Raw genomic sequence first — 22,120 nt, forward strand, 5'->3', positions numbered from 1 at the left:
GTTCTAGTTTAGTACCAGACGCGTGTCAACGCGACCAGCGGGACCCCCGAGATCGGGGCGGGCCTCGCCGGGGGCCGGCCGACTCAACCACGAGTGCCCGGGCGGATCAGACGGTGACGATGGTCGCCGATGCGGTCCCAGGCGCCCCGTAGACCTGCGCAAATCCGACTTTCGGCGCTCCGGGCACCTGACGCTCACCCGCCTCGCCCCGAAGTTGGCGGACCAACTCGTGCACCTGACGCAGCCCCGAGGCGCCGATCGGTTCACCGTTGGCGATCAGCCCGCCATCGGTGTTAATCGGCAGCGAACCATGAATCTCGGTAGCGCCGTCGGCCACCAACTTCTCCTGGTCGCCGTCGGCGCAGAAACCGGCCTCGGCCATGTGGATCACCTCGGCACCGGCATCGGTGTCCTGCAACTGGATGACGTCGACATCGTCGGGGGCCACCCCGGCCGCCTCGAACGCGGCCCGGGAGGCGTACACGGTGGGCGAGACATCCTCGACGACCGGCGCGGAGGTGGCGTGCACCTCGTAGGCGCCGAAGCGGCGGGTCCGGATCTCGGCTGCCCGCACGTACACCGGTTTGCCGGTGAAGCGGTGCGCGATATCGGCGCGGCACATGATGACCGCCGCGGCACCCTCATCGGGGGCACAGAACATGTACTGGGTCAGCGGGTAGTTCAGCATCGGCGCAGTGAGGATGTCTTCCTCGGCCATCGGCTTGCGTCGGAACGCGTTGGGGTTCAACGCACCGTTGCGGAAGTTCTTGGCCGCCACCTTCGCCAACGTCTCCGGCGAAATGCCGTGATCGTGCAGGTAGCGGTTGGCCTTCATGCCGAAGAACTTCGTGGTGACGAACTGCCCGTTCTCGGCGTACCAGGCCGGCAGCGCCAGTTTGGCCGGGTCGTCGGTGAACGCACCGCGCGGATGCTTGTCCATCCCCACCGCGATTCCGACGTCGTAGCGGCCCAACTTGATGGTGTCGGCGCACAGCTGGATCGCGCTGGCCGCGGTCGCGCAGGCGTTGAACACGTTGGTGAACGGAATCCCGGTGAGGCCGACCAGGCGGGTCACCGCGTCGGGGTTGGAGATCTCGTAGCTGCCGCCGACACCGAACTGGATGTCCTTCCAGGCGGCGCCGGCGTCGGCGAGTGCCAATCCGATGGCCTCGGCGCCCATCTGCTGGGCGGGTTTGCCGTCGAAGCGTCCGAACGGGTGCAGCCCGACCCCGATGATCGCAACGTCATTCATAGCGAAATCTCCCTCGATGCCTAGTCAGACCGGCTGAAACGCCCAGGTCAGGATTTCGGTCCCGTCGCTGTCGACGAAGAACGGGACGAAGGTCAGCTCGACGTCCATTCCGAACCGCAGCTTGGCCGGATCGTGCTCGGTCAGCCGCGCCTCCACCCGCACCACGTCGTCGAGTTGAACCAGGCCGACGCCGAACGGGGCGAAGGTCGTGGCGGTTTCCGCACCGGCATAGGGCAGCTTCGGTACGAATCCCTGCGTGGTCCAGGCCACCAGCGTCCCGCGTCGGGGCAGCAGCACCTCGGACATCCCCGGCGTGCTGCAGTTGGGGCACAGTTCCTGTTTCGGCCAGGTCGTCGCGCCGCACGCGTCGCAGCGGCTGCCGATCAGCTGCGGGTTCTCCGCGGGCCAGGTTGAGACGTCGGGCGCGAGCACCTTCTGCGTTTGCACGTCGTTGACGATAATCGGAAATCATATTCTCGTCTAGAGCGAACGGATTCACCGAGCCTCGTGCGTACACCTATGCCGTTGATCCTGCGCTGAGGGCGGGTTTGGGCCCGAAACCGCGCCGTAGCCGCATAGTCAACGGCAAATACCACTGCCGCCACACGCAAAACTGAAACAGGTTCTAGTTTGTCGCTTGGTGCGGTAGCCTCACCCGTCATGGGACGCGTGGACGACAAGGTTGCACTGATCAGCGGCGGTGCGCGGGGGATGGGCGCCTCGCACGCCCGCCTGTTGGTGGCCGAGGGCGCCAAGGTGGTGCTCGGCGACATCCTCGATGAGGACGGCGCGGCGCTGGCGGCCGAACTCGGCGACGCCGCCCGCTACGTGCACCTCGACGTCACCCAGCCCGACCAGTGGAAGGCCGCCGTCACCGCCGCCGTCGACGCCTTCGGCAAACTCAACGTGCTGGTCAACAACGCCGGCATCGTCAACGGCGGCCAGATCCAGCAATACGACCTGGGTGACTGGCAGCGCATCCTCGACATCAACCTCACCGGGACGTTCCTGGGCATGCAGGCGGTCGCCGACGCGATGATCGCCGCGGAAGGCGGCTCGATCGTCAACGTGTCGTCCATCGAGGGCCTGCGCGGCACCGCCTGGGTGCACGGCTATGTGGCGTCGAAGTGGGCGGTCCGCGGGTTGACCAAGTCGGTCGCCCTGGAACTGGCCCCGCACAACGTCCGGGTCAACTCGATCCATCCCGGGATGATCCGCACGCCGATGACCGAGAGCATTCCGGAAGACTTCCTGACCATCCCGATGGGTCGCGCCGCCGACCCGATCGAGGTGTCGACCTTCGTGCTGTTCCTGGCCAGCGACGAATCCTCGTACGCCACCGGCGCCGAGTTCGTGATGGACGGCGGCACCGTGGCCGGTATTCCACACAAGGCGTGACCGCCCGCGGCTGCTAGCGTGGACGCCATGACGACCGACCGGCAGGGTCTCTGCCAGCTCGCCGAGCAGCACGGATGGCAGCGCAAGGAACGTGACCGCGTCGACATCTTCCAGCGCGGCGCCGCCCAGGTGCACGTGACATGGCGCGGGTCCGACGCGATCAGCGGCGGCTCCCGCTTCGACGACTACATCCTGGACTCCTATTCGAGGGATGTGGCCGCCGTCGAGAAGTGGCTGGCCAAATAGCCGAAGCGGCTCAGCGGGTGGTGACCGCCCGCAGCACCGCAACTCCGAAACCCGCTGCGTGACGCAGTGATCGGCTGTCGGCGCGCGGCGGCCTGGTGACCGCAAGGATCGGCCAGCCGTGCTCGGCGGCGGCGGCGGCGAGTTCGGAGCGGGGATTGACCGGCCGGGGCCGGCCGACCATGGACATCAACGCCACGTCTTCGCCGCCGTCGGCGTAGAAGTAGCTGTCGCGTAGGTCAATCTCGTTGTCGGCGCAGAACTTTTGCACGGTGACCGCCTTTTGCGGGCCCCACACGACGGGTTTGATCACGCCACCGGTGAGCAGGCCGTCGTCGTCGACCTCGAAGTGGTTGCACAGCACATGGGTGATGCCGAGAAACCGGGCGACCGGCTCGGCGTGGATGGTCAGCGCCGAGGAGCTGAGCACCACGGTGTGTCCGCGTTGCTGATGGGCGCGCACGACGTCCCGCATCAGCGGGTACACGCGTGCCGCGATGTGTTCGACGAACAACCGCTCGCCTAGTTCATCGAGTTCAGCGAGCGATTCGCCGCGCAAATAGCCGGCAGCGCGGATCAGCAGGCGAGCGAACTGCATGCGGCCGAACCGGTACCGCACCGCGGCTTCGACAACACCCAGCACCTCGCCGGCCCGGGCCTGGCGGCGGCGGACGCGATCGCCGGCGTGCGCGGTGGCGGTGAACCCGTCGACCAGGGTGCCGTCGAGGTCGAAGAACGCGCCGACCTGCGCCCCGGGCGGGCTCGCATCGATCTCCGGGATCGGGTCAACTGCCGCTGGCACCTGCACCTCAGCGATGTTACGGGCGGCGCCGCATCACCGCATCGCCTCGCCTTCGCAACGGTTCCATAAATCGCGAGTTGCGTGGCATGCGCAGCGTCCGCGACGGCCTAGCTTCGGTTTCGCATGTCGCGTCGAACCGATTGGGAGAACCATGTCACGAACCCGCAACCTCATCGTCGCCACGGCGGGCGCCGCCGCAGGCCTGTTCCTGGGCGCGCTGGCGACCAGCGCCACCGCGGCAGCTGACCCGGTGGCGAGCCCGACCCCCGGACTGCCCGGTGTGGTCGAGCAGTTTGTCACGGGCAGCATCCCGCAGCAGATCCTGCAGACCACCAGCTCGGCGTTGGGCGCTGCGCCGGCCGCACCGGCCACGCCGCCGCTGGCCAACGCGACGATCAACCTGCCGCAGCAGAGCTCGCTGCCCCCGGTGGCCGGCACGCTGCCGCCGCTGGCCGGCACACCGGCGGCGCCGTCCACCCCGGCCGGCCTGGCCAGCCTTCCCGGCGATCTGAGCAGGATGTTCCCCTTCCCGATGCCCAACCTCGGCACCACGCCGACCGCCCCGGCCGTCACGGCACCGGTCTCGATGGCACCCAGTGTCGTCGCGCCCCCGGCGACGCTGACGCTGCCGCAGGCGATCGAGCCCGCGATGAGGTTCCCGGTCTCGGCGTTGCCGTAACCCGCGGGCGTGCGGCGCTCACCGTCCGGTGCGTAATGTCAGGGCGGTGAGCGCACGCGCAGGCATCGTGGTCACCGGCACCGAGGTCCTCACCGGGCGGGTCCAGGATCTCAACGGACCCTGGATCGCCGACCGGCTGCTGGAATTGGGCGTTGAGTTGGCGCACATCACCATCTGCGGCGACCGTGCACCGGACATCGAAGCCCAACTGCGGTTCCTGGCCGCCCAAGGTGTGGACCTGATCGTCACCAGCGGCGGGCTGGGCCCGACGGCCGACGACATGACCGTCGAGGTCGTCGCCCGGTTCTGCGGACGCGACCTGGTGTTGGATGCCGTGCTGGAGGAGAAGATCGCCGGGATCCTGGGGGCGCTGGCCGGCCGGTTCAAGGTGGTGGACTTCGATGCGGTGCTGGCCGCCAACCGCAAGCAGGCGATGATCCCGGCCGGATCGCACATCATCGATCCGGTCGGAACCGCGCCCGGCGTGGTGGTGCCGGGCAGCCCGACCGTGCTGGTGCTGCCCGGGCCGCCGCGCGAGCTACAGCCCATGTGGCGCACCGCAGTCCAGGTACCGGACCTCCTTGCGGCGATCGCCGGCCGGACCAGCTATCAGCAGCAGACCGTCCGGATGTTCGGACTGCCGGAGTCGGGGCTGGCCGACACGCTACGCGAGGCCGAGCGGCGGATCACCGGATTCGAACGCCTGGAAATCACCACCTGTCTGCGGCGCGGGGAGATCGAAATGGTCACCCGCTATGAGCCGGACGCCGCGGCGGTGTACACCCAGTTGCTGGGGTTGCTGCGCGACCATCACGCCGAGGAGATCTTCTCCGAAGACGGCTCCCGGATCGATGATCAGGTGGCAAAACTGTTGACCGGGCGCACGATTGCGACCGCGGAGTCGTGCACCGCAGGGTTGGTGGCGGCCCGGTTGACCGAGCTGGCCGGTTCGTCGGCGTATGTGGCCGGCGGCGTCGTGTCGTATTCCAACGAGGCCAAACAGGGCATGCTCGGCGTCGACCCGGAGCTGATCGCCACGCACGGGGCGGTCTCCGAGCCGGTGGCCGAAGCGATGGCTGAGGGGGCATTGCGCCAGTTAGGGGCCGACACCGCGGTGGCCGTCACCGGGATCGCCGGACCCGGCGGTGGAACCGACGAAAAGCCGGTGGGCACGGTCTGTTTCAGCGTCAAGCTCGGCAACGGCGCAACACTGACCCGAACGCTGCGGCTACCGGGCAACCGCGCCGATATCCGGGAGCGGTCCACCACCGTCGTGATGCACTTACTACGCACGGTGTTGAGCGACGGCTGAACATCCGTCGGCCCAGGAGGTGCGGGCATGGGATGGTTCACGGCGCCCGACCTGTGGTTGGGCAGGCTGATACTGGAACGCGGCATCGCCGCGGTGTATTTCGTTGCGTTCCTCGCCGCGGCGCGGCAGTTCCGGGCGCTCATCGGCGAGCGCGGCATGCTGCCGGTGCCGGCGTATCTGCGGCGCTCGTCGTTTCGGGCCGCGCCCAGCATCTTTCACCTGCACTATTCGGACCGGTTTTTCGCCGCCGTCGCCTGGACCGGTGCGGCGACGAGCGCGGCGCTCGTCGCGGGCGCAGCCGATCTGGTCCCGCTGTGGGCGGCGATGTTGATCTGGCTGCTGCTGTGGGTGCTGTACCTGTCGATCGTCAACGTCGGGCAGGCCTGGTATGCGTTCGGCTGGGAATCGATTCTGCTGGAAAGCGGTTTCCTGGCCGTCTTCCTGGGCAATGACCAGACGGCGCCGCCGGTCCTGGTGCTGTGGCTCGCGCGCTGGCTGGTCTTCCGGATCGAGTTCGGGGCAGGACTGATCAAGATGCGCGGCGACGCCTGCTGGCGCAACCTGACCTGCCTGTACTACCACCACGAGACGCAACCGATGCCCGGACCGCTGAGCTGGTTCTTCCATCATCTGCCCAAACCGCTGCACCGCATCGAGGCGGCGGGCAACCATGTCGCCCAACTCGTGGTCCCGTTCGGATTGTTCGCGCCGCAACCGGTCGCCGGCATTGCGGCCACGGTCATCGTCGTCACCCAGCTGTGGCTGGTGGCATCCGGCAACTTCGCCTGGCTGAACTGGGTGACCATCATCTTGGCCGCCAGCGCCGTCGACGCGTCCTGGGTGTCGGCGGTGCTGCGGCTGCCGACAACACCGCAGCTGCCCGGCGCACCGGTCTGGTTCGTCTGCCTGGTGATCGCGTTCACCGCCGTGGTGGTGGTGCTCAGTTACTGGCCGGTGCGCAACATGGCGTCGCGTCATCAACGAATGAACCTCTCGTTCAACGCCTATCGGCTCGTCAATACCTACGGCGCGTTCGGGACCGTCGGCCGTATACGGCACGAGGTGGTGATCGAGGGCACCGATGACGAGACCCTGAGCGATCACACCGTCTGGCGGGAATACGCGTTCAAGGCCAAACCCGGTTCGGTGCACCGAATACCACCCCAGTGGGCGCCCTACCACCTGCGCCTGGACTGGCTGATGTGGTTCGCCGCGATCTCACCGCGCTACGCGCAGCCGTGGTGGGACGCGTTCCTGACACGGCTGCTGCGCAACGATGCGCCGACGCTGCGGCTGCTGCGGTACAACCCGTTCCCGGACTCGCCGCCCCGCTATGTGCGGGCCCTGCTGTACGCGTATCGGTTCACCAGCTGGCAGGAGCTGCGAAACGATCGGGCCTGGTGGCATCGCAGGCTGGTGGGCCAATACCACCCGCCGATCGCGCTGCACCGATAGCCGGCCTCAGGCGTGCCGGGCGGTGACGCCGCCGTCGACCACCAGGTGCGAGCCGGTGATGAAGGACGCGCGCGGCGACATCAAAAACGCCACCGCCTGAGCCACCTCGGCGGGGTCGCCGATCCGGCCCAGCGGCGTGGCCTGCTCAAAGCCGGCCCGGACCTCGTCGACATCGAGGGCCGCCTGCAGCATCGGCGTCCGGATGAACCCGGGGCACACCGCGTTGATCCTGATGCCCGATGCGCCCAGCTGGGCGGCCATCGATCTGGTCAGCCCGAGCAGACCGGCCTTCGACGCACAGTAGGCCGGAATGTAGGGGTTGGCGGCCAACCCCTCGATGCTGGAGATCCCGACGACCGCGGGGGAGCCGCCGCTACCGGCTGACGCTTCCAGGTGCGGCAACAGCAATTGGACCAGCATCGCCTGGGCCCGCAGGTTCACGTCGAGTACCGCGTGCCACGACTCGGCCGTGTAGGCGCCGACCGGTTCGACGATGACCCGGCCCGCGGCGTGCACCAGCCCGTCGATGCCGCCCAATGCCGCAGCAGCCGCCGCGACCGCCGGCGCCAGCGCGGCGTCGTCGCACACGTCGACCACCGTGCCCGGCATGCGCAAGTCCGCGGCCACCTGGGTGACGGCGGGGGCGATGTCCCACAACGCGACCCGCCGCCCGTCGGCTACCAGCGCCTCCGCGCACGCCCGGCCGATCCCGGACGCCGCTCCCGTGATGATTACTCCGCTCACCGTGCACCTTTCGGCTCTTGATTCATTACGGCACCGACGGTAGCGTAATTACGATTACGACACCAGACGTAGCGTAATTGGAAAGGACCGCGATGCGCAGCCCGTATGCCGGCCAGCCCTTCAGCACCGCGACGCCGGACATCGCCGCAGCACTGGAGGACGTCAGCATCCCCACGCTGCTGCTCGCGCTGGTCCACATCACCGGTGATCCGCGGTTCATCCGGGATTTCAAACCCGCGGGGCTGTTCCTCAACGAGATCCAGGGCTTCATGTCCGAGGAGGACAAGGCCCGCGCTCGCGCCGTGGCGCTACCGGTGATCGCGGACTACCGCGACCGCGGCTGCCCCGAGCCCGAACCGCTGAGCGCGGAACTCATCGAGGAGATGATGGACTGGGCGGCCTGCGAGCGGGTCCCGGCCGACTACCACCCGCTGCTGCTGGAGGAGATGGACCTGACCGGTCTGGATCCCCGCCGGCCCGCTGCACTGGACGCCGAGCGCGCCGCGCAGTGGCCGGTCGTGGTGATCGGTTGCGGTGAATCCGGGGTTCTGGCCGGTGTGCGACTCAAACAGGCCAACATCCCGTTCACGATCGTGGAAAAGAACGATGGACCCGGCGGAACCTGGTGGGAGAACAGCTACCCCGGGGCACGTGTGGACGTCGCCAACCACTTCTACTGTTACAGCTTCGAACCCAGCAATCAGTGGTCGCACTACTTCGCCGAACAGCATGAACTGCGGGCATACTTCGCCCAGGTGATCGACAAGCACGGCTTCGGCGAGAACGTGAGGTGGGGGACAGAAGTCATTGCCGCACAATGGGATGACGACGACGAAGTCTGGACGCTGTCGCTGCGCGCCGCCGATGGGACAGCGAGTACGCTGCGGGCCCGAGCCGTCATCACCGCCGTCGGGCAGCTCAACCGTCCGCACGTTCCGGGGCTCGACGGTGCGGACACCTTCGCCGGCCCGGCGTTTCACTCCGCGCGCTGGGATCACTCCGTCGACCTCACCGGCAAACGGGTGGCGCTGATCGGCGCGGGTGCCAGCGGATTTCAGATCGCACCCGCGATAGCCGCGGACGTCGCGCACCTCACCGTCTTTCAGCGCACCGCTCAATGGATGTTCCCGAACCCGATGTATCACGATCGGGTTCCCGACGGGGTGCGCTGGGCGATGAATCACCTGCCGTGCTACGGGCGCTGGTACCGCTTCCTGCTGATGTGGCCGGGCGCCGACAAGGGTCTTGACGCGGCGCGGGTCGACCCGGACTATCCCGACCAGAACTACGCCGTCAGCGAGATCAACGCCATGGCCCGGCTGATGTTCGCCGACTGGATCACCAACCAGATCGACGGCGACGAGGAACTGCTGGCCAAGGTGATGCCGGACTACCCGGCGACCGGAAAGCGGACGCTGCAGGACAACGGCAGCTGGCTGTCCACCCTGCGCCGCGACAATGTGGACTTGGTGCGCACCGAGATCGAGCGGATCACCCCGCACGGGATCGTCACCGCCGACGGCGTCAGCCACGACGTCGACGTCATCGTCTACGCGACCGGGTTCCGGCACACCGACGTGTTGTGGCCGATGACGATCACCGGCCGGGGCGGCGCCGACCTGCACGCCATCTGGGGAACCCGCCCGTTCGCCTATCTGGGTATCACGGTGCCGGAATTTCCCAACTTCTTCCTGATCTACGGTCCCGGAACCCATCTCGCGCACGGCGGAAGCCTGATCTTTCACTCCGAACTGCAGATGCGTTACATCAACGACTGTCTGGCCCATCTGACGCAGAGCGGCATCGGGTCACTGGAGCCCACCGCGGAAGCCGCGGCCGACTGGCACCGCCGCACCCAGGACGCCATCAAGAAGATGGTGTGGTCGCAGCCGTCGGTCAAGCACTCGTATTTCAAGAACGCGGACGGCGAGATCCACACCGTCAGCCCGTGGCGGCTCAACGAGTACTGGTCGGCGGTGCGTGAACCCGACTGGTCCCAGTTCGTGTTGCGGACGAGAAAGGAAGCACGCTGATATGCGCACAGTAGTGATCGACGGCCCGGCCAGTATCCGGGTCGACACCCGGCCCGACCCGGTGCTGTCCGGCCCGGACGGCACCATCGTGGCGGTGACCGCGGCGGCGATCTGCGGATCCGACTTGCACTTCTACGACGGCGATTACCCGCTGGCCGAGCCGGTAGCGCTGGGCCACGAGGCCATCGGCACCGTCGTCGAGGCCGGGCCCGACGTGCGCACGGTAACGGTCGGCGACCTGGTGATGGTGTCCTCGGTCGCTGGTTGCGGTAGCTGTGCGGGGTGCGCGACCCATGACCCGGTGATGTGTCACTCGGGCCCGCAGATCTTCGGCTCCGGGGCGTTGCCGGGCGCTCAGGCCGACCTACTCGCGGTGCCCGCCGCTGATTTTCAGCTGCGCAAGCTCCCCGAGCGGATCACCACCGAAGCGGCCCTGCTGCTCACCGACAACCTCGCCACCGGGTGGGCGGCCGCGCGGCGCGCCGACATCCCGTTGGGCGGCACGGTGGCCGTGCTGGGCCTCGGGGCGGTCGGGCAGTGTGCCCTGCGCAGCGCGTTGGCTCAGGGTGCGGCAACGGTATTGGCGGTCGACGCGGTACCCGGCCGGTTGGAACGTGCCGAGCGGGCCGGGGGTAGACCCGTCGCGGTCCCGGCGATCCAGGCGATCCTGGAGGCGACCGGCGGGCGCGGTGTGGATGCGGTGATCGACGCCGTGGGCAGTGATGCGTCGATGAATGACGCGCTGGCGGCGGTGCGGCCGGGCGGCACCGTTTCGGTGGTCGGCGTACACGACCTGTCGCCGCTGCCGTTTCCCGCGCTGGCCTCGCTGCTGCGCAGTATCACGTTGCGGTTCACCACCGCCCCGGTCCAGCAGACCTGGCCGGCGCTGATTCCGCTGCTCCAGGCGGGCCGGCTCAACGTCGATGGCATCTTCACCAGCACGCTGCCGCTGGATGACGCCGCCAAGGGCTACGCCGCGGTGGCGTCGCGCTCCGGGGATGAACTGAAGGTCATCCTCACGCCGTAGCTCCCGGGCCACTCCCGATTTCCTGGGCGGTAGCGCGAGACTTAACCCACCGCGACCTGCCCCGGCGTGTCGTCGCAACAGGTTACGCGTCGCGCACCTCGGTCGGCGCGGGGCGGCGGGTTCTCGACGACTATCCGATTCGGACTGGGTCGGAACCGAATCGGATCCCGGTGGCGTCCCGGCCCACCAGCGAAAGCACGGCGACGATGCACAGAACCGGGCCGATCGTGGCGGCCAGCGCGAACGGATAGCCATGCGAGGCGGCGAGATGTTCCTGAATCGGCAGGTTGAATGCGGCAAACAGATTCCCGAGTTGGTAGGTCACCCCGGGGTAGAAGCCGCGCACCGCATCCGGTGACATCTCGGTCAGGTGCGCCGGAATCACCCCCCACGCACCCTGCACGACGGCGAACATCAAAAACGCACCCAGACACAACATCGCCGCACCGTGCGAATAGGCGAACAGCGGGACAATCGGGAGCCCCATCACCGCACAGAACGCGATGGTGTAGCGCCGGCCGTACCGCTGCGACAGCGAGCCGAACACCAGGCCGCCGATGATGCCGCCGATGTTGTAGATGATCACGATCCACTTGGCCGTCACGCTGGGCAGCCCGGCGCCGTCGCTGTGATGCAGGAACGTCGGGTAGATGTCCTGGGTTCCGTGGCTCATCCAGTTGAAGGCGGTCATCAACAGCACCAGATATCCGAATCTGCGGATGACCCGGGCTTCGCGCAGCACATCGCGGATCCTGGTGTGGGTCACCCGCATCCGGTCCTGGGTGGCTTCCCACACCTCGGACTCTTTGACCCGGTACCGGATGATCAGGCTGACCAGCGCCGGGATGATGCTCAACCCGAACAGCCAGCGCCACGACAGCTCCAGCCAGTCGGTGACCAGCAGCGAGGCCACGGTCGCCAGCAGGTAGCCGAACAGGTAACCCTCCTGCAGCAGGCCGGAGAAGAACCCGCGGCGTTCGGGCGGGATCTTCTCCATCGCCAGTGCGGCACCCAGCCCCCATTCGCCACCCATCCCGATGCCGTAGAGCAGGCGCAGGATGATCAGGACGGTGAAGTTGGGGGCGAAGGCGCACAGGAAGCCGACGACCGAATAGAACATGACATCCACCATCAACGGGATGCGCCGGCCAACCCGGTCGGCCCACAGCCCGAACAGCAGGGCACCCACCGGGCGCATCGCCAACGTGGCCGTGGTGAGGAACGCGACCTCGGTCTTGGTGTGGTGGAAGGTCTCGGCGATGTCGGCGTACACCAGCACCACCAGGAAGTAGTCGAAGGCGTCCATCGACCACCCCAGCAGCGCTGCGAGGAACGCGTTGCGCTGATCGGCGGTGAGTCGCTGTCTGGTCACGCTCGGCCCCTGCCTAGTCGGTGTCGCTCAGACGCTGGAGGACCCGCACAAACGCACGCCGGTCCTCGGCGGACAGTACGCTCAGCCAGCGTTCCTCACCACGTTGGATGTCGCCCTGTGCAGCGTCTTTGGCCGAACGTCCGGCCTCGGTGATGGCCAGCAGCCGCACCCGCCGGTCGTCGGGGTCGGGTTGGCGTTCGATATGTCCGCGCTGCTGCAGTTCGTCGAGGGTGGGGATGATCCGGGTCTTGTCGGCGCCGATGGCCTCGGCCAACGCGGCCTGTGAACGAACGGGGGACCGATCCAGCGCAACCAGCACGATGTAGCCCCACATCGACAGCCCGTGTTTCTCCAGCACGGGAAGCTCGGCGGCGATGAGTTCCCGCAGCAACGGCGCGAGCATGGCCGCGAGGTCGGCGCGCCTGGTCCGCGGTGTCATGCGGAGATGCTAACCATTGACCAATGATATGCAGATACATACGATAGGTGCATGACTACTATTTCTGACGTTCCCGACCTTCGGCGCGTGCATCGCCTCGCGCTCGACGCCACCACTGCGGTGGTGCGCACCGTCTCGCCGCAGGACCTGGCCCGCCCGACGCCGTGCGCGGGCTGGGATCTGGGCGATCTGCTGGCCCATATGACTGTGCAGCATTACGGATTCGCGGCTGCCGCCCGGGGAGACGGCGCCGATCTCGCGGTATGGGATCCGGCCACGGTGGCGAGCGCCGTCGCGGCCGATCCCGCCGGCAGCTATGCGCAGGCGGCCGCCGAAGTGCTCGAGGCGTTCAGCGCCGACGGTGTGTTGGCGGCGTCGTTTGCGTTGCCGGAGTTGGCGCCTGGCGCGGCATTTCCGGGTTCGATGGCGATCGGATTTCACTTTGTCGACTACGTCGTGCACGGCTGGGATGTCGCCCGCAGCATCGGCGCATCCTTTGCGCTGCCCGACGAGGTGCTGGCCGCGGCCCTGCCTTTGGTGTTCGCGATCCCCGACGGAGACTTTCGCGCTGCCGAGCAGGCTCCGTTCGGTCCGGCGGAACCTGAGCCCGATGCCGCGAGCGACCTCGACCGGATTCTGGCGCATCTGGGCCGTGCACCGCGCTGGACGGGCGCCCTAGCGGTCTGAACGCACCGGGCTTGACATTTCGGTCGGTTCCGAACGGCCGCGCAGCAGCGCAGAACCGTGGGCGACCCAGTGCTGTTGTTCGTCAGCGTCAGACTGCGACAGCGCAGCTCGTGAACACAACACGCGTTCGTCGGTGTCCTTGGCGGCATCGGCCAGTCGGGCCGCCTCGTTGACGGCGTCGCCGATGACGGTGTACTCGTAGCGGCTTTCGCTGCCGATGTTGCCGGCGAATACCGGCCCGGCCGACACCCCGATGCCGAAATCGACCACCGGCAATCGCCGCAGTTGGTTGCGTAGCTCGCGTGCGGTGGCCAACGCCGCGGTGGTCACGTCGTCGGCACGCAACGGGGCGCCGAACACGGCCAACGCCGCGTCGCCCTGAAATTTGTTGATCAGGCCGTGACGCTGGTCGACGGCGGCCACGACGATGCGGAAGAAATCGTTGAGCACGGAGGCGACCTCGTCGGGGGGCGAGGTGGCCGCCAGCGTCGTCGATCCGGTCAGGTCGATGAACAGGATCGCGGCCGGCCGGACATCGCCGGTCAGCGTCTCGCCGGCTTCCAGTGCGCGACGTGCCACGGCGGTGCCAACGTGCCGCCCGAACAGGTCGCGGAGCCGGTCGCGTTCTTTGAGGCCGGCGACCATCCGGTTGAATCCGCTTTGCAGCCGGCCGATTTCGGACTGTTCGTACACGTCGACCAGGTTGTCGATCCGGCCGTGCTCGATCTCGGCCATCGCCTCGACGACATCACGGACCGGATCGGAGACCGACCGCGCAACCAGGACCATGGCCCGCAGGCCCACAAACATCGCGACCAGCGCGACCACCGCCACCGGCAACTCCACCGACGCGTTGGGTCCCAGCATCCAGCCTTTCCAGTGAAACACGATGAGCAACACGATGATCGCGCTGGGAATTGCACTGGTCGCCACCCACATCGAGACGAGGCGCGCCAGCACGCCGGGGGCTGTCTCGCGGGCCGTGAAATCCGCCGACGCCGCGGCAATGATGGGACGCAGCGTTCGCTGGGTGAACAACAGGCTGGTGCACACGGTGGCCGTGCCCCCGAACACGACGGACAGTCCAACCAGCAGCGCTAGTTGGGCTGTCGCACCCAGCGCGATCAGCCCGATCAGGCCGCCGCCGGTCCAGGTCGCCAGCAGGATCACGAACTGTCGGCGCACCAGGTTGATCGCGGTTCGGCGCTGCCGGGCATCGGGGTGCTCCCCGGCCACGAACCACCGCAGTGTCCCGATGATGCTCAGTGCGCCGCCCACCGCCGCCGCCACTGCGCCCAGGCCGGCCAGCACCCCGATCATGATCAGGTGGTCGTCCTGAAGGAGCAGGCGGGCGCCGCTGTAGGTCTGGCTCCGCAGCGAAACCATCACGGCGACAACCTCGGCCGCGGTGAGCAGGTAGGCAAAGACGAATCCCGCCCCATAGCGGGTCGCAATGGTGGCGACGGTCGCTGGACGATGGGGCACGATGCTAATGCTCAGCGGGGCCGGGCCACGACCACGTCACGGCTGACCTTCGCGGTCCCAGATCTCCAGCATGGTGCGCAGAATCTCCTCACCCCGGCCCAGTCCGGCGAGATGACTCTCTCCGGGCAGGTGGAGCAACTCGGCGTCGGGCAGGCGGGATACCACGTGCTCACCGTGCGCGAACGGCACGATGTGGTCGTGGTCGCCGTGCCACCAGCGGACCGGCACCTTGACCTCGTCGAGCCGGAAACCCCAGTCACGGGAGAACAGCACGACGTCGGCGAACGGCGCACCCAGCTGCTTGCGGCTGCCGTTGAGCAGGTCGTCGAGGAACATCGCGCCGAACTCGGGCCGCAGCAGCAGACGGCGGTCGGCTTCCGGTGAAACCCGGGCGTACAGGTGCAAGGCGGGGGAGGCGATCGGCCGGATCATCCGAATCACCGCGCTGGCGGTCAGGCGCAGCGGGTCGCCCACGGCCTGCAACACCGGCGCCACGAAAGACGCCAACGCAACCACGCCGCCGCCGATCGCGTCGGGGCCGTTGGTCGGCGCGACGCCGCCGAGCACACCGGCCGCGACGACCCGGTCGGGCATCGCGGCCGCGCACGCCAGCGTGTACGGGCCGCCGCCGGACAACCCGACCACCGCCATCTTGTCGGTTCCGAACGTGTCGGCGATGGTACGCAGGTCATCGGCGAAGTCCGAGAGGGTCTCGTACTGGTAGGGCGTGGACGAGCCGGTACCGGGCCGGTCGATGCCGATCAGTCGGATGCCGTGGTGTTGGGCGAACACTCTCGCCTCGGTCGGGATCTGCCGCCGGGCGCCGGGCGTCCCGTGCAGCCAGAAGACGGTGCGACCCTGCGGGTCGCCGAACTCGGCGAAGCCGATCTGCCGGCCCTCACCGACCGCGACGTTGCCCTCGACTTTGGGCCGGTCAATCGCAATAGCCATGCCCAGAGTGTCGCACGCGCCGGCGCACCGAGCCCGCCTGCGTCAGGTGAGCTCCAGCAACACCGTCACCGGCCCATCGTTGACCGACTCGACGTGCATGTGCGCGCCGAACACCCCGGTTTCCACGTGGGCACCCAGTCCGCGTAACGCGTCAGCGAACGCGGAGACCACCGGTGCGGCGACCTCGGCGGGCGCTGCCGCGTTCCAGGACGGCCTGCGCCCCTTGGCGGTGTCGGCATACAAGGTGAACTGGCTGATTACCAGCACCGGCGCGTCGACGTCGGCCGCGCAGCGCTGATCGTCGAGAACGCGAAGCCACCACAGCTTCTCCGCCATGCGCCGCGCGGTGTCGACCGAGTCGCTGTGGGTGACGCCGACCAACGCCAGCAGCCCCTGCGGCTCGGGCCGGATCGCACCCACCACCCGGCCGTCCACCGACACACGCGCCGATGAGACGCGTTGCACCAGAACCCGCATGGCGCTCGATGCTGCCATTACCGGCTGCCGGTGACCAGCCTGGGTAGGCTCGGGCACAGTGCTCTGCCGGAGGTGAGATCGGTGTCTGTCCTGGTTGCGTTCTCGGTTACGCCGCTCGGCGCGGGCGAGGGAGTCGGTGAGATTGTCGCCGAGGCGGTGCGGGTGGTCCGCGAATCCGGGCTGCCCAACAAAACCGACTCGATGTTCACCGTGATCGAGGGCGATACCTGGTCGGAGGTGATGGCGGTGGTGCAGCGCGCAGTGGAAGCCGTGGCGGCGCGCGCCCCGCGGGTCAGCACGGTGATCAAAGCCGATTGGCGGGCCGGGGCCATCGACGCGATGGCACACAAGGTCGAGTCGGTGGAACGTCATCTGTCGACCGGCGGCGATGAGTTCCGGTAGCCGCGGCGGTCAGCACCTTCGACAGCCAACAGATCGAACGCCGGGAGGCCCAGCATGACCACACACACCGACCGCGACGCGACCCGACCGCGGCGCTCGCGCGCCTGGAAGGTCGGAGCAGCGATCACGGTGCTGCTGGGGTTGTTCTTCGCCTTCGACTGCCTGCCGAAGATCCTCGGTCTGAAGTTCGCCCGCGAAGGCACTGAGGCCCTGGGTTTTGCGCCGGACAAGACCGCGGTGATCGGCTGGGTCCTGCTGGTCTGCCTGGTCGTGTTTCTCATCCCGCGCACCGCGGTGCTGGGTGCGCTGGGACTGACCGCCTACCTGGGTGGGGCGGTGACGATCAATCTGTACACCGAAAAGCCGCTCGCCGGATTCGTGTTGTCCGGGGTATATGTCGGGGTTCTGGTGTGGATCGCGCTGATCCTGCGTCGACCCGAACTGCTGCGGGTGCTGGGGCTGCGGCGGGACTGAACGGTTCAGTCGCGAAGCCGGTCCAGGAGCTCATCCAGGAATCCGCCCGCCTCGCGAGCGGCCCACTCCACATCGCCCGCGGCGATCGCGTCGACCAGTCCGCGATGCCGGATTTGATCCGCCTGCAACGGTTTTGCGGTCGTGGTCGCCACGCTCGCCCCGACCACTTCGGTGAGTCCGCGGTACAGCTCGGTCAGCACCGGGTTGTGCGCGCAGCGCACGACCGCGAAATGGAACGCGGTGTCGGTGCGGACGAAATCCTGCTGTTGGCCCGCCCGCTGATGGGCGTCGCGGCGATCCAGCAGCTGTCGTAGCTCGACCAGATCGTCCTCGGTGTGCGCGATGGCGGCCAGGCGGGCGCCCTCCACCTCCAGGCAGCGTCGCACCTGCAGCACGTCACGTAGCTGCGAGCCGCAGAGTCGGCGCAGCGCACCTGATACCTCGCTGGTCGCCCGGACATACGTGCCGTCGCCTTGGCGGACCTCCAGAATCCCGCTGTGAGCCAGCGCGCGCACCGCCTCGCGCACCGTGTTGCGTCCGACCCCGAGCGCGTCGACCAACTCGGGTTCCGGCGGAATCCGCGAGTCGACCGGCCACTCCCCGGACGTCACCGAGCTGCGGAGCTGGTCAATCACCTGATCGACCAGGCCGGCGCGGCGCGTGGTGATCAACGGCACACGAAGATCCTTTCATCCAATCATGGGATGTATGGAATTCTATCTTAGGTGACCAGCGACGCCCGAACCAAGCTTCTCGACGAGTACGAGCATGATCTTGAGCTGGAACTCGACGGTGCCACCGAGATCCGCCCGGGGGTGATGGCCGCCGGCAGTGCACTGCTGACCGTCGCTGTGGTGCTCACCGCATTGAATTTGCGTCCTGCCATCACCAGCGTGGGCCCCCTGCTGCCGGAGATGCGCGCGACATTGGGTGTGTCGGGCACCTGGGCGGGTGTCTTGACCACGCTGCCGGGGCTCTGCTTCGCCGGCGCCGGGTTGGCCGCGCCGTGGTTGGCCCGGCGCATCGGACTGGGCCCGGCGATCTCGCTGGCGCTGGTCACCCTGATCGGGGGGCTTGTCCTGCGCGTGGTGGAGGGACCCTCCGTCGTGATCGGCGGGACGCTGGTGGCGACGGCCGGAATCGCGCTCATCAACGTGCTCATCCCGGTGGTGATCAAGGGCTCGTTCCCGGCCCGGGTGGGGTTGATGACCGGGATCTATACGGCGGCACTGCAGGGCGGTGGCGCCCTGGGTTCCGCGGTCACCCCGGTGCTCGACGACGCATTCGGGGGCTGGCGATCCGCGCTGGGCGCGTGGAGCGCGCTGGCGGTGCTGGCGCTGGTGGCCTGGCTGGTGGGCGCCCGCGGCTTCGGGCGGACCGACGCGGACGGCGCGGCGGCGGAGCCCCGAACCCGGTCGCTGCTGCGGAACAGACTCGCGTGGACGGTCACGCTGTTCTTCGGCACCCAGTCCTTCCTCGCCTACGTGGTGATGGGGTGGTTACCGGAGGTCCTGATGGACAACGGGATCAGCGAAAAAAGCGCGGGACTGCTGCTCGGGCTGATCTCGCTGATCGCGGTGCCGATCAGCCTGTTCGTGTCTCCGCTGGCCGCCCGTCAGCGCCACCAGAGCGGATGGATCGTCGGGCTGGGCGTCGTCGGCATCGCCGGGGTGCTCGGTTTGGTCATCGCGCCGGGTGCGGCGCCGTTGTTGTGGAGCGTGTTGGTCGGGCTGGGCATGAGCGTGTTCTCGTTGGCGCTCACCGTGATCGCGCTGCGGGCGCGCAACGCCGAGGACACCGTGCGGCTGTCCGGGATGGCGCAGGGTTTTGGTTACCTGCTCGCCGGCGCCGGCCCGTTCCTGTTCGGCCTGCTGCACGACCTGACCGGGTCGTGGACCGTGCCGTGGATCATGATCCTCGCGGTCTACCTGGTCCAGATCGTGGCGGGCACGCTGGCCGGACGAAACCGGTACGTCTGAGGGCGCCGGGAATGGATCTGTTTCTCAGGGTGTTCCATACCAGGTGTGCGCCGCCCCGCAGCGGTCGCGCCGAGGACGCCGGAGGAAGAGCATGAACCGTGGTCGCAGCGTGCAAGATCCGTACCTCAATCTCGCCCCGGAATACGGACACTACGGTGCCAGTGCGCTTCGCTCGCTCATTTGGACGGTGACGTTGCTGAGCCTGCTGGTGGTGTCCGTTTTCGGCTTGGCGGCCTGAGCCCGCGCTAGTTGACCGGTACGTCGAGAATCGGGCGGTCGGCGCCGGCCCCGGGCCCGTCGAAATGCCACCACTCACCGGAGTAGACCGCCAGCCCGCCGGTGTTCATCGCGGCGCGCAGCGCCGCGCGATTCGCGGCGGCCTGCGCGCTGACGCCCTCGGTGGCGAACGCCGTTGCGCGCGGCGAGAAGTCGTCGAAATCGGTTCCCATGTCGAGCAGTCGCCCGTCGGGGCCGGCCATCGTCACATCGACCGAGCGCGCCGATTCGTGGCTGTGCGCGAACTGGCCGGGACGGGCCACCCAGGCCGGATTCGGCACCGCCTCAAACATCCGGACCTGGACGGCGTGCGGACGGTAACAGTCCCAGAAGACGAGCGCCCGTCGCTGGGCTGCCAGCGTCTGCGCCGCGGCGGCGAGGCCGGACGCCAGGGACTCGTGCACCAGACAGCGGGCATCGGGGGGATACAACGGTGCACCCACGAAGTTGTTCGGGGTCGCGTAACGCAGATCGAGGATCGCGTTGGGGACGACGCTGCGCACATCGAGCAGCCCGGCCGCCTGGGCTTGCGGGCCGACCGGCGGTACGCCGGGCGCCGCGTGGCCCACGGCCGGGCCCAGCCCGGCGACGGCGACCAGCGCCGCCGCGGCGAACCGGCGCCTCACGCCGCCACCACCACGGTGAGCTGATCGCCGCGCCGCTCCACCCGCATGCCGGCCCGGCGCGCGATCGCGGCAACCGCCGCGGCGTCGCCGGGCTCGGCTCGGGTGCTGGCCAGCGCCCGCGCCAGCCGGCCCTTGTGCGCCTTGTTGAAGTGGCTGACCGTGCTGCGCCGGCCGTCGGCGTGCTCGGCAACCACGTCGACGCGCACCGCGCCGGGCAACCGGCCCAGCGCCGCATACGAGCCGGATCGAAGGTCGACGACCAGTTCCGTGTCGGCAAGGACGGCCAGCACCGGCTCGAGCACCGGGCGCCACCGGGTCGCCAACCCGGGCTGCCCGGGCAGCTTCGAGGTCGCCGAGAGCCGGTAGGCGGGTACCGGGTCCTGCGCGCGCAACAGCCCGAACAGCGCGGACCCGACGGCCAGCCGGGCGTGTGCCCGCGCCCGCTCGGCGCCGCGCAGCGAGTCGGCATCCAGCGCCTCGTACAGCACCCCGGTGTAGCGGCCGATCGCCGGCATCGTCGGGGCGCTGCGCAGCGCGGCGTTGCGTTCGATCTCGGCGTCCTGGCTGGCGGACAGGCCCAGCGCGCGTCGGCTGGCCGGCCGGTCGGCGGCCAGCGCGACCAGTTCGTCGACCAGTGCGGTGCGCACCGACGCGAGGGCGGGCGAACCGAGCTCGGCGAGGCGCAACGGCGGCCCGTCGCCGCCGGCACGCTTGGTCTCCGACGGAGGCAGCAGGACGATCACAGCGGAGACGTTAACCGACCGGTCGAGCGCCATTCGGTGCGCTCGGTGTTTCGCGAAACGTAACCCGCTGCGAGGCACTGCGGCGGGTCGTCGTAACTCGTTACGGGTCGCGGACGACGATGCGGCGGTTCGTCGGGCGGCCACCGACCTGAGCCGCGACACACACCAGCGCGGTGGCCAGCAGCGCGGCCCCCAACGTGTCGGTCAGATAGTGGTAGCCGCACGCGATCAGACCGAGCATGCCGAGCAGGCTGATCACCGCGGCGGCCGCCACCGCCCACAGCCGGGCCCCGGCCACCACCACGGCCACACCCACCACACTGACCATCAGCACCGTGTGGCCGCTCGGATACTCCAGATAGGGCCCGTTGCGGCGGTCGAACAGCCGCTTGAGTGCCTGCGCGATCGCGATCGTGACGAAGGGGCAGACCAGCACCGCGCCCGCCAGCCACCACTGTCGCCGATACGCCGCCACCGCCACGCAGGCCACCAGCAGCGGGCCCAGCAGCGCCCAGCTGCTGCAGATCAGCAGCCAGCGGGGTCCCGTGCCCAGCACCGCGACGACCCAGCGGCCGAACGCGTCGTCAACAGCCGTCGAGCCCTTGCCCACGGCCCAGCCCAGCAGCATCGTCGCCGTCAGTGCGACCGGCGGCCACCAGCGGATCACCCGGTCAGGTCGGTGCGCTCGGCTGCCCCGATCAGATCCTCGCGGGCCCGGGCGACGCGGGAGCGGATGGTGCCGACCGGGCAGCCGCACACCTCGGCGGCCTCGGCGTAGGACAGCCCCAGCACCTGGGTCAGCAGCAGCGCATGCCGGCGGTCCGGGTCGAGACCATCCAGCAGCATCCCCACTTCCACCAGCTGCTCGAACCCTCGCGCCGGGAGGCGGCTTTCCAGGACCTGGTCCACGTCGACCCCGGAATGGGTCCGCGGGCGGCTCTGGTTGTAGCGGATCTGATCGACGACCACCCGGCGCGCGATCGACACCAGCCAGGTTTTGGCCGAGGATCGGCCGGCGAAGCGCGGCAGCGCGGGGATGGCCCGCAGATACGTCTCCTGGGCCAGGTCGTCGGCGATGCCCGGGTCACCGCTCAGGTAGGCGACCGAGCGCCAGACGTCGTGATGGGTGGCGCGGACGAACTGCTCCAACGCCGCGGTATCGCCACGACCGGCCGACAACGCAAGCCGAGTAACCTCGTCGTCGTCGGATGCCACGAGGGTTGACCCTATTCGATTTGGGCAGCGAACTCATCGTCAGCCCGGC

The 22,120-nt window shown here is 68.6% G+C and carries 26 protein-coding genes; 12 read left to right on the forward strand and 14 right to left on the reverse strand.

The window, feature by feature from the left end; translation table 11 throughout:
• Positions 1 to 106: 106 nt before the first annotated feature.
• Positions 107 to 1,252 (reverse strand): thiolase family protein, encoded by a 1,146-nt coding sequence (locus AC5Y36_RS16055; protein ID WP_500041917.1) that lies wholly within the window; start codon positions 1,250 to 1,252, stop codon positions 107 to 109.
• 24 nt (positions 1,253 to 1,276) lie between these two features.
• Positions 1,277 to 1,699: a Zn-ribbon domain-containing OB-fold protein gene (locus AC5Y36_RS16060; protein WP_500041918.1), complete on the reverse strand. Its 423-nt coding sequence runs from the start codon at positions 1,697 to 1,699 to the stop codon at positions 1,277 to 1,279.
• Positions 1,700 to 1,912: 213 nt separating this feature from the next.
• Between AC5Y36_RS16060 and AC5Y36_RS16065 the strand changes: the two genes are divergently transcribed.
• Positions 1,913 to 2,650 (forward strand): glucose 1-dehydrogenase, encoded by a 738-nt coding sequence (locus AC5Y36_RS16065; RefSeq protein WP_500041919.1) that lies wholly within the window; start codon positions 1,913 to 1,915, stop codon positions 2,648 to 2,650.
• 27 nt (positions 2,651 to 2,677) lie between these two features.
• Positions 2,678 to 2,896 carry a hypothetical protein gene (locus AC5Y36_RS16070; protein WP_500041920.1) on the forward strand — a complete coding sequence of 73 codons (219 nt, stop codon included), beginning with the start codon at positions 2,678 to 2,680 and terminating at the stop codon, positions 2,894 to 2,896.
• A 10-nt stretch (positions 2,897 to 2,906) separates the two neighbouring features.
• Here the strand turns inward: AC5Y36_RS16070 and AC5Y36_RS16075 are convergent, their stop codons facing one another.
• Positions 2,907 to 3,695, reverse strand: a complete 789-nt coding sequence (locus tag AC5Y36_RS16075; RefSeq protein WP_500041921.1) for an HAD family hydrolase — start codon at positions 3,693 to 3,695, stop codon at positions 2,907 to 2,909.
• Between the two features lie 151 nt (positions 3,696 to 3,846).
• Here AC5Y36_RS16075 and AC5Y36_RS16080 point away from each other — a divergent pair, with 151 nt between their 5' ends.
• Genes AC5Y36_RS16080 through AC5Y36_RS16090 form a run of 3 tightly spaced genes read left to right on the forward strand, consistent with a single transcriptional unit; the run spans position 3,847 to position 7,141 of the window.
• Positions 3,847 to 4,374: a hypothetical protein gene (locus AC5Y36_RS16080; RefSeq protein WP_500041922.1), complete on the forward strand. Its 528-nt coding sequence runs from the start codon at positions 3,847 to 3,849 to the stop codon at positions 4,372 to 4,374.
• 46 nt (positions 4,375 to 4,420) lie between these two features.
• Positions 4,421 to 5,686 carry a competence/damage-inducible protein A gene (locus AC5Y36_RS16085; protein WP_500041923.1) on the forward strand — a complete coding sequence of 422 codons (1,266 nt, stop codon included), beginning with the start codon at positions 4,421 to 4,423 and terminating at the stop codon, positions 5,684 to 5,686.
• A gap of 27 nt (positions 5,687 to 5,713) precedes the next feature.
• Positions 5,714 to 7,141 carry a lipase maturation factor family protein gene (locus AC5Y36_RS16090; RefSeq protein WP_500041924.1) on the forward strand — a complete coding sequence of 476 codons (1,428 nt, stop codon included), beginning with the start codon at positions 5,714 to 5,716 and terminating at the stop codon, positions 7,139 to 7,141.
• Between the two features lie 6 nt (positions 7,142 to 7,147).
• Here the strand turns inward: AC5Y36_RS16090 and AC5Y36_RS16095 are convergent, their stop codons facing one another.
• A complete protein-coding gene (locus AC5Y36_RS16095) occupies positions 7,148 to 7,885 on the reverse strand; it encodes an SDR family NAD(P)-dependent oxidoreductase (protein ID WP_500041925.1) in 738 nt (245 codons plus the stop codon).
• Positions 7,886 to 7,977: 92 nt separating this feature from the next.
• Between AC5Y36_RS16095 and AC5Y36_RS16100 the strand changes: the two genes are divergently transcribed.
• Both AC5Y36_RS16100 and AC5Y36_RS16105 read left to right on the forward strand, forming a co-directional pair.
• Positions 7,978 to 9,918 (forward strand): flavin-containing monooxygenase, encoded by a 1,941-nt coding sequence (locus tag AC5Y36_RS16100; RefSeq protein WP_500041926.1) that lies wholly within the window; start codon positions 7,978 to 7,980, stop codon positions 9,916 to 9,918.
• 1 nt (position 9,919) lies between these two features.
• The gene (locus AC5Y36_RS16105) at positions 9,920 to 10,945 is read left to right on the forward strand and encodes a zinc-binding dehydrogenase (protein ID WP_500041927.1); all 1,026 of its coding nucleotides are present in this window, start codon (positions 9,920 to 9,922) and stop codon (positions 10,943 to 10,945) included.
• 130 nt (positions 10,946 to 11,075) lie between these two features.
• Here AC5Y36_RS16105 and AC5Y36_RS16110 read toward each other — a convergent pair whose 3' ends face one another.
• Complete coding sequence (locus tag AC5Y36_RS16110) at positions 11,076 to 12,317, reverse strand: MFS transporter (protein WP_500041928.1); 1,242 nt, start codon at positions 12,315 to 12,317, stop codon at positions 11,076 to 11,078.
• A 13-nt stretch (positions 12,318 to 12,330) separates the two neighbouring features.
• Positions 12,331 to 12,756, reverse strand: a complete 426-nt coding sequence (locus tag AC5Y36_RS16115) for a MarR family winged helix-turn-helix transcriptional regulator (RefSeq protein WP_500041929.1) — start codon at positions 12,754 to 12,756, stop codon at positions 12,331 to 12,333.
• 51 nt (positions 12,757 to 12,807) lie between these two features.
• Here AC5Y36_RS16115 and AC5Y36_RS16120 point away from each other — a divergent pair, with 51 nt between their 5' ends.
• On the forward strand, positions 12,808 to 13,443 hold the full coding sequence (locus AC5Y36_RS16120) for a TIGR03086 family metal-binding protein (protein ID WP_500041930.1): 636 nt from the start codon (positions 12,808 to 12,810) through the stop codon (positions 13,441 to 13,443).
• On the opposite strand, the gene AC5Y36_RS16125 is transcribed toward AC5Y36_RS16120, so the two are convergent.
• The 3 genes from AC5Y36_RS16125 to dtd all read right to left on the reverse strand — a co-directional run bounded on the left by AC5Y36_RS16125 (position 13,432) and on the right by dtd (position 16,356).
• Positions 13,432 to 14,829, reverse strand: coding sequence for an adenylate/guanylate cyclase domain-containing protein (locus tag AC5Y36_RS16125; RefSeq protein WP_500041953.1), 1,398 nt, complete (start codon positions 14,827 to 14,829; stop codon positions 13,432 to 13,434). The genes AC5Y36_RS16120 and AC5Y36_RS16125 overlap by 12 nt on opposite strands.
• A 135-nt stretch (positions 14,830 to 14,964) precedes the next feature.
• A complete protein-coding gene (locus AC5Y36_RS16130) occupies positions 14,965 to 15,879 on the reverse strand; it encodes an alpha/beta fold hydrolase (protein ID WP_500041931.1) in 915 nt (304 codons plus the stop codon).
• 42 nt (positions 15,880 to 15,921) lie between these two features.
• Positions 15,922 to 16,356, reverse strand: coding sequence for a D-aminoacyl-tRNA deacylase (gene dtd / locus AC5Y36_RS16135; RefSeq protein ID WP_500041954.1), 435 nt, complete (start codon positions 16,354 to 16,356; stop codon positions 15,922 to 15,924).
• Between the two features lie 81 nt (positions 16,357 to 16,437).
• Here dtd and AC5Y36_RS16140 point away from each other — a divergent pair, with 81 nt between their 5' ends.
• Together AC5Y36_RS16140 and AC5Y36_RS16145 are read left to right on the forward strand one after the other, a co-directional pair.
• Positions 16,438 to 16,758 (forward strand): MTH1187 family thiamine-binding protein, encoded by a 321-nt coding sequence (locus AC5Y36_RS16140; RefSeq protein WP_500041932.1) that lies wholly within the window; start codon positions 16,438 to 16,440, stop codon positions 16,756 to 16,758.
• 54 nt (positions 16,759 to 16,812) lie between these two features.
• Positions 16,813 to 17,232 (forward strand): DoxX family protein, encoded by a 420-nt coding sequence (locus tag AC5Y36_RS16145; protein ID WP_500041933.1) that lies wholly within the window; start codon positions 16,813 to 16,815, stop codon positions 17,230 to 17,232.
• 5 nt (positions 17,233 to 17,237) lie between these two features.
• Here the strand turns inward: AC5Y36_RS16145 and AC5Y36_RS16150 are convergent, their stop codons facing one another.
• Positions 17,238 to 17,909: a FadR/GntR family transcriptional regulator gene (locus tag AC5Y36_RS16150; protein ID WP_500041934.1), complete on the reverse strand. Its 672-nt coding sequence runs from the start codon at positions 17,907 to 17,909 to the stop codon at positions 17,238 to 17,240.
• Positions 17,910 to 18,050: 141 nt separating this feature from the next.
• On the opposite strand from AC5Y36_RS16150, the gene AC5Y36_RS16155 reads away from it, so the two are divergent.
• The gene (locus tag AC5Y36_RS16155) at positions 18,051 to 19,211 is read left to right on the forward strand and encodes a CynX/NimT family MFS transporter (RefSeq protein ID WP_500041955.1); all 1,161 of its coding nucleotides are present in this window, start codon (positions 18,051 to 18,053) and stop codon (positions 19,209 to 19,211) included.
• 91 nt (positions 19,212 to 19,302) lie between these two features.
• Positions 19,303 to 19,449: a hypothetical protein gene (locus AC5Y36_RS16160; RefSeq protein ID WP_500041935.1), complete on the forward strand. Its 147-nt coding sequence runs from the start codon at positions 19,303 to 19,305 to the stop codon at positions 19,447 to 19,449.
• Between the two features lie 7 nt (positions 19,450 to 19,456).
• Here AC5Y36_RS16160 and AC5Y36_RS16165 read toward each other — a convergent pair whose 3' ends face one another.
• The 4 genes from AC5Y36_RS16165 to sigC all read right to left on the reverse strand — a co-directional run bounded on the left by AC5Y36_RS16165 (position 19,457) and on the right by sigC (position 22,071).
• Positions 19,457 to 20,086: a M15 family metallopeptidase gene (locus tag AC5Y36_RS16165; RefSeq protein ID WP_500041956.1), complete on the reverse strand. Its 630-nt coding sequence runs from the start codon at positions 20,084 to 20,086 to the stop codon at positions 19,457 to 19,459.
• A gap of 23 nt (positions 20,087 to 20,109) precedes the next feature.
• On the reverse strand, positions 20,110 to 20,856 hold the full coding sequence (yaaA, locus tag AC5Y36_RS16170) for a peroxide stress protein YaaA (RefSeq protein ID WP_500041936.1): 747 nt from the start codon (positions 20,854 to 20,856) through the stop codon (positions 20,110 to 20,112).
• Between the two features lie 100 nt (positions 20,857 to 20,956).
• The gene (locus tag AC5Y36_RS16175) at positions 20,957 to 21,523 is read right to left on the reverse strand and encodes a phosphatase PAP2 family protein (protein WP_500041937.1); all 567 of its coding nucleotides are present in this window, start codon (positions 21,521 to 21,523) and stop codon (positions 20,957 to 20,959) included.
• The gene (gene sigC / locus AC5Y36_RS16180) at positions 21,520 to 22,071 is read right to left on the reverse strand and encodes an RNA polymerase sigma factor SigC (RefSeq protein WP_500041938.1); all 552 of its coding nucleotides are present in this window, start codon (positions 22,069 to 22,071) and stop codon (positions 21,520 to 21,522) included. Before sigC ends, AC5Y36_RS16175 begins: the two co-directional genes overlap by 4 nt.
• Positions 22,072 to 22,120 lie beyond the last annotated feature (49 nt).

This window comes from Mycobacterium sp. NGS50 (assembly GCF_059812545.1).

Excerpts from the sequence above, each read along its gene's own strand:
- AC5Y36_RS16055 (WP_500041917.1), bottom strand. The coding sequence starts at position 1,252 with ATGAATGACGTTGCGATCATCGGGGTCGGGCTGCACCCGTTCGGACGC.
- AC5Y36_RS16070 (WP_500041920.1), top strand. The coding sequence starts at position 2,678 with ATGACGACCGACCGGCAGGGTCTCTGCCAGCTCGCCGAGCAGCACGGA.
- AC5Y36_RS16115 (WP_500041929.1), bottom strand. The coding sequence starts at position 12,756 with ATGACACCGCGGACCAGGCGCGCCGACCTCGCGGCCATGCTCGCGCCG.
- AC5Y36_RS16080 (WP_500041922.1), top strand. The coding sequence starts at position 3,847 with ATGTCACGAACCCGCAACCTCATCGTCGCCACGGCGGGCGCCGCCGCA.
- AC5Y36_RS16160 (WP_500041935.1), top strand. The coding sequence starts at position 19,303 with ATGAACCGTGGTCGCAGCGTGCAAGATCCGTACCTCAATCTCGCCCCG.
- AC5Y36_RS16125 (WP_500041953.1), bottom strand. The coding sequence starts at position 14,829 with ATGGTTTCGCTGCGGAGCCAGACCTACAGCGGCGCCCGCCTGCTCCTT.
- AC5Y36_RS16155 (WP_500041955.1), top strand. The coding sequence starts at position 18,051 with ATGGCCGCCGGCAGTGCACTGCTGACCGTCGCTGTGGTGCTCACCGCA.
- AC5Y36_RS16145 (WP_500041933.1), top strand. The coding sequence starts at position 16,813 with ATGACCACACACACCGACCGCGACGCGACCCGACCGCGGCGCTCGCGC.
- AC5Y36_RS16090 (WP_500041924.1), top strand. The coding sequence starts at position 5,714 with ATGGGATGGTTCACGGCGCCCGACCTGTGGTTGGGCAGGCTGATACTG.
- dtd (WP_500041954.1), bottom strand. The coding sequence starts at position 16,356 with ATGCGGGTTCTGGTGCAACGCGTCTCATCGGCGCGTGTGTCGGTGGAC.
- AC5Y36_RS16065 (WP_500041919.1), top strand. The coding sequence starts at position 1,913 with ATGGGACGCGTGGACGACAAGGTTGCACTGATCAGCGGCGGTGCGCGG.
- AC5Y36_RS16105 (WP_500041927.1), top strand. The coding sequence starts at position 9,920 with ATGCGCACAGTAGTGATCGACGGCCCGGCCAGTATCCGGGTCGACACC.
- AC5Y36_RS16100 (WP_500041926.1), top strand. The coding sequence starts at position 7,978 with ATGCGCAGCCCGTATGCCGGCCAGCCCTTCAGCACCGCGACGCCGGAC.
- AC5Y36_RS16120 (WP_500041930.1), top strand. The coding sequence starts at position 12,808 with ATGACTACTATTTCTGACGTTCCCGACCTTCGGCGCGTGCATCGCCTC.
- AC5Y36_RS16130 (WP_500041931.1), bottom strand. The coding sequence starts at position 15,879 with ATGGCTATTGCGATTGACCGGCCCAAAGTCGAGGGCAACGTCGCGGTC.